Origin of the sequence: Enterobacter cloacae complex sp. IR5458, assembly GCF_049238025.1 — a bacterium.
Classification (GTDB): Bacteria; Pseudomonadota; Gammaproteobacteria; order Enterobacterales; family Enterobacteriaceae; genus Enterobacter; species Enterobacter kobei.
On the sequence record NZ_JBMKIF010000088.1, the window covers coordinates 1 to 4,565 of the forward strand.

The window sequence follows — 4,565 nt, forward strand, 5'->3', positions numbered from 1 at the left end:
GAGCTCAGGAAAAAGCTACAACGTATTGAAATGGAAAATGAAATATTAAAAAAGGCTACTGTAGATTCAATCTGTCAATGCAACACCCCTTTCAATTATCTCTTTCGGTGTTTTGAACTTCAGTGTCTTTCTCGGTCTGTTGTTTAGCTGAGCAGCAACCAGATCTAGTTCATGTTGAGTATATTGGGCAAGACATGTCTTTTTAGGAAAGTACTGCCGAATTGTAAGCGTTAAGTGAGCGCCGTATTGACGGTTATTTATCGGTAAGAACCACGTTCCATGGCAGCAGTTCGGCCACTTTGTTGCTGGGCCACTCCGGCAGTACGCTCAGGATATGGCGAAGGTAGGCTTCCGGATCGATACCATTCAGCCTGCACGTCCCGATCAGTCCGTACAGCAGGGCTCCGCGCTCACCACCGTGGTCGCTGCCGAAGAAGATAAAATTCTTTTTCCCAAGACAGACGGCACGAAGGGCTCGTTCGGCAGCGTTGTTATCAGGCTCTGCCAGGCCATCTTCACAGTAGTAGCACAGCGCATCCCACTGGTTCAGGACATAAGCGAACGCTTCGCCCAGACGGGACTTTTTCGACAGCGTCTCATTTTTTTCTACCAGCCATTCATGCAGCGATGCCAGCAGTGGTTTGCTTTGCGATTGTCTGGCTGCCAGACGCTCTTCTGTCGTGAGGCCGCGTATTTCTTCTTCTATCGCGTACAGCTCACCGATACGTTTCAGGGCTTCTTCCGCTGTCGCTGTGTGAGTGCTTATATAGACATCATGGATTTTTCGGCGGGCATGGGCCCAACATGCGGCTTCTGTCAGCGGCCCTCCTTCACGTTCCGGACTGAACAACCGATCGTAGCCTGCGAAGGCATCCGCCTGCAGCACACCATGATAGTGGCGAAGGTGTTGCTGAGGATGTTTTCCCTGCCGGTCTGGCGAGAAGGCGAACCATGCCGCTGGCGGATCTGATGAACCTGCGCTTCTGTCGTCACGTACATACGTCCAGATACGCCCGGTTTTCGTCTTCTTTCTGCCCGGTGCAAGCACCAGAACCGGAGTGTCATCCGTATGCAGTTTGTGGCAGTCCATCACGTAGTGGTAAAGGGCCTCATCCAGCGGGGCCATTAACCGGCAACATGCATCCACCCAGTTGGAGAGCAGAGCCCGGCTCAGATCCACGCCCTGACGGGCAAAGATTTCGCACTGGCGATACAGCGGCAGGTGTTCGCAGTATTTGGCCGTTAACACGCGGGCCAGCAGACCCGGCCCGGCGATACCCCGATCGATGGGACGTGATGGCGCAGGTGCTTCAACGATACAGTCACATCGGGTGCAGGCCTTTTTCACCCTGACCGTGCGGATCACTTTCAGGGCGCTGGAGACCAGTTCCAGCTGCTCCACGCTGACTTCGCTGAGGTACGCCATACTGCTGCCGCATTCCGGACAGCTGGTTTCCGCAGGATCCAGCCGATGTATCTCGCGGGGAAGATGTGCTGGTAACGGGCGACGATGGCGGGACTGACGCAACTGGCGAGGTACCTGCGGATCGTCTTCCCGTCCGTTGTAGCGATCGCTTTGCTGCTCCTGCTGTTTCAGCAGGGCTTCGGCTTCTTCAACCTGTCGGCGAAGTTTTTCGGAGCGGGTACCGAACAACATTCGACGCAGTTTTTCTATCTGTGCCCGCAGATGCTCTATCTCGCGCTCTTCGTTCTCTATTTTCTCTTCTGCGCGGGCCAGTGCAGAACGCAGGAACGACTCAGTCTCTGCAACGAGACTGAGCTGACTGTCTTTCTGGCGAAGCGCGTCTTCCAGCGCAGCGATACGGGCGAGATAGTCGTGATTCATAACCGCTTTTATAATGCGGTTATGATTTTTTTACAACATTGTCAGTGAGTTAAGGCGGGATATTTTTGGCTGGCGCCAGTCCAGCTTATCAAGGAGCATGGCAAGTTGTGAGCGGGTGATCGCGATTTTGCCGTCGCGTACAGCAGGCCAGACGAACTGTCCCTCTTCCAGGCGTTTGATAAACAGGCACAGACCATCAGCATCAGCCCAAAGTATTTTCACGGTATCGCCACGGCGTCCCCGGAAGATAAACAGATGGCCGGAGAAGGGATCCTCATCCAGAACGTGGTGTATCTGTTCGCCCAGCCCGTTGAAGGATTTACGCATATCCGTGGCCCCGGCGACCAGCCAGATGCGGGTGCCTGACGGGAGGGATATCATGGTGTCCTCCCGGTCAATTCGCGGATCAGCACAGTCAGCAACTCTGACGACGGGTTCTCCAGCGTCATTTTGCCGTGGCGGAACTCAACATGACAGGAAGTGGCGCTGGCGTGAGCGGAGGAGAACGTACACAGAGTGTCATTCTCTGCTGCGGGCAACGGGTCGTTGATAACGTCGACGGACAACAGAGTCGGAGAAGCCGGAAGAGATTGAGGTACCACCGGCCCCACGATAGTTGCAGGCATTCGACGAGAGATTCGCCCCTCTCTCTGCCAGAGGCGTAGCCACTTAAAAATGAGATTATTATCAACGCCATGTTCCCGCGCCAGTTGTGCGACGTTGGCATCTGGTCGTGAAGCCAGTTCGACCATCCGAAGTTTGAAGTCACTGGAATAGACGGTACGCGATTCAGTTCGCCAGTTGGCAGCATTTTCCATAAACAGAGCTCCTTCTAAATTAGACGGAGCTCTAAGCTAGCGATCCCGGGACTGGAATCACAGGCGGCAGTGACTTGACGCTTACGCCGAATTAGCCCATTTGTGTTCTCATTTGTTCCCCGCTGCCAAGGACTCTGAGGATCGCAGAAGTAAACTTTAACGCCGGTGCTGACAGTAAATTCTAGATGTCTGGCCAGTTCCATTCCTCTGTCCCATGTCAGTGATTTTCTGAGTTCTGACGGTAAACTCAGGAATTTGTCGGTAAGAGCCTGATTTACTGAGACAGAATCTTTGCCCCTGAGTCTAAGGATGATCGTATAACGTGATTTTCGGTCTACAAGTGTGGCTATATGAGAGTTTTTTGTACCTGAGACTAAATCGCCCTCCCAATGCCCCAGAGAGCGTCTGTTATCGATATTTCGGGAACGTTCGTGAATTGGTGTTCCGTTCACTATGTTAATCGTACCTCTTTCGCCTTTGCGGGTATGACGCCTGCCATGGCGAAGGCTATGCGACCGTCGCAGATGCTGTATATTCAGGTGGTGTAGCGCTTCACGGCTACGAAAGTACAGCGTTTTATAAATTGTCTCAGGTGATATTCGCAGCGTTTTTTGACGTGGTTTTGTTCGCCTTAACCATCCTGATATTTGCTCTGGAGACCATTTCATCTCCAGCTTTTCCAGAACAAGCTTTCGCAATGGTAAATTTTGATCCAGTAAGCACGGTTTTGGCCTTTTCGCCATTCTGTTGGCTCGGTTATTAGCATCAACAGCTTTGTAATAGCGTCTGCCCCGATTACGCTGAACTTCACGTGAGATCGTCGAAGGACTGCGATTCAGCGCGGCTTTGTTGAATAAATAAGATTTCGTGCGAACGACCCTGTAGCTGGCTGGATTTTCAGGCAATACGCACGCTTTCTGGCATCCCAGCCTTTGTCATCCTGTTCAACGCACGCACCATGGCCATAGCTTCCGCTACCTGACCATCGTAGTCACGCAGCGTCAGTGAACCTCCCAACAACTGCTTCATTCTGTACATTGCCGTTTCCGCTATCGAGCGACGGTTATATTCCGTTGTCCATTTCCACCGTGCATTGCTTCCGCTCAGCCGCTGATTAGCAACGGCACGGTTGCGGTCTGCGTACTCACCGGGCCAGTAACCTGCACCTTTTCGGGGCGGGATAAGCGCGCTGATTTTCTTACGCCGCAGTTCATCGTGACAGAGCCGGGTGTCGTAAGCCCCGTCTGCCGCGGCTGCCCTGATTTTTCTGTGAGTCTGCCGGATAAGGCCCGGGAAGGCTTCTGAGTCCGTGACGTTATTCAGCGACAGGTCTGCACAGACAACTTCATGTGTGTTGCTGTCAACAGCAAGATGCAACTTTCGCCAGATACGACGGCGCTCTTTGCCGTGCTTTCTGACTTTCCATTCGCCTTCACCAAAGACCTTCAGCCCGGTGGAATCAATCACCAGGTGTGCGATTTCACCCCGGGTGGGCGTTTTGAAACTGACATTAACCGACTTTGCCCGCTTACTGACACTGGTGTAATCCGGGCAGCGCAACGGAACGTTCATCAGGGCAAAAATGGAATCAATAAAACCCTGCGCAGCCCGCAGGGTCAGCCGGAATACGCGTTTAATCACCAGAACGGTGGTGATGGCGAGATCAGAATAGCGCTGGGGCCTTCCTCGTGATGAAGGCGTTGCCGACTCATACCAGGCCTGAATCGCCTCATCATCCAGCCAGAAAGTGAGGGAGCCACGGTTGATGAGAGCTTTGTTGTAGGTGGACCAGTTGGTGATTCTGAACTTTTGCTTTGCCACGGAATGGTCTGTGTTGTCGGGATGACCTGCCCCCACGATTAGATACAACACTCAGTTAGTAACGTCGGAATCTTCATTCT

The 4,565-nt window shown here is 52.9% G+C and carries 4 protein-coding genes and 2 pseudogenes; all 6 read right to left on the minus strand.

Features of this window, described 5'->3' with window-relative positions:
• Nucleotides 1-66: 66 nt before the first annotated feature.
• Nucleotides 67-222: pseudogene (locus tag ACOTYN_RS25820) on the minus strand (IS30 family transposase); the annotation flags it as partial.
• A 31-nt stretch (nucleotides 223-253) separates the two neighbouring features.
• Nucleotides 254-1,846, minus strand: a complete 1,593-nt coding sequence (locus tag ACOTYN_RS25825) for an IS66-like element ISKox1 family transposase (protein ID WP_058691233.1) — start codon at nucleotides 1,844-1,846, stop codon at nucleotides 254-256.
• Nucleotides 1,847-1,876: 30 nt separating this feature from the next.
• Nucleotides 1,877-2,227, minus strand: a complete 351-nt coding sequence (gene tnpB, locus ACOTYN_RS25830; RefSeq protein WP_004189161.1) for an IS66 family insertion sequence element accessory protein TnpB — start codon at nucleotides 2,225-2,227, stop codon at nucleotides 1,877-1,879.
• Nucleotides 2,224-2,664 (minus strand): transposase, encoded by a 441-nt coding sequence (locus ACOTYN_RS25835; protein WP_048994037.1) that lies wholly within the window; start codon nucleotides 2,662-2,664, stop codon nucleotides 2,224-2,226. The genes tnpB and ACOTYN_RS25835 overlap by 4 nt, the downstream gene beginning before the upstream one ends.
• A gap of 83 nt (nucleotides 2,665-2,747) precedes the next feature.
• Nucleotides 2,748-3,506 (minus strand): annotated as a pseudogene (locus ACOTYN_RS25840) (IS30-like element IS30 family transposase); the annotation flags it as partial.
• A 55-nt stretch (nucleotides 3,507-3,561) separates the two neighbouring features.
• The gene (locus ACOTYN_RS25845; protein ID WP_058689838.1) at nucleotides 3,562-4,485 is read right to left on the minus strand and encodes an IS5 family transposase; all 924 of its coding nucleotides are present in this window, start codon (nucleotides 4,483-4,485) and stop codon (nucleotides 3,562-3,564) included.
• Nucleotides 4,486-4,565: the final 80 nt, after the last annotated feature.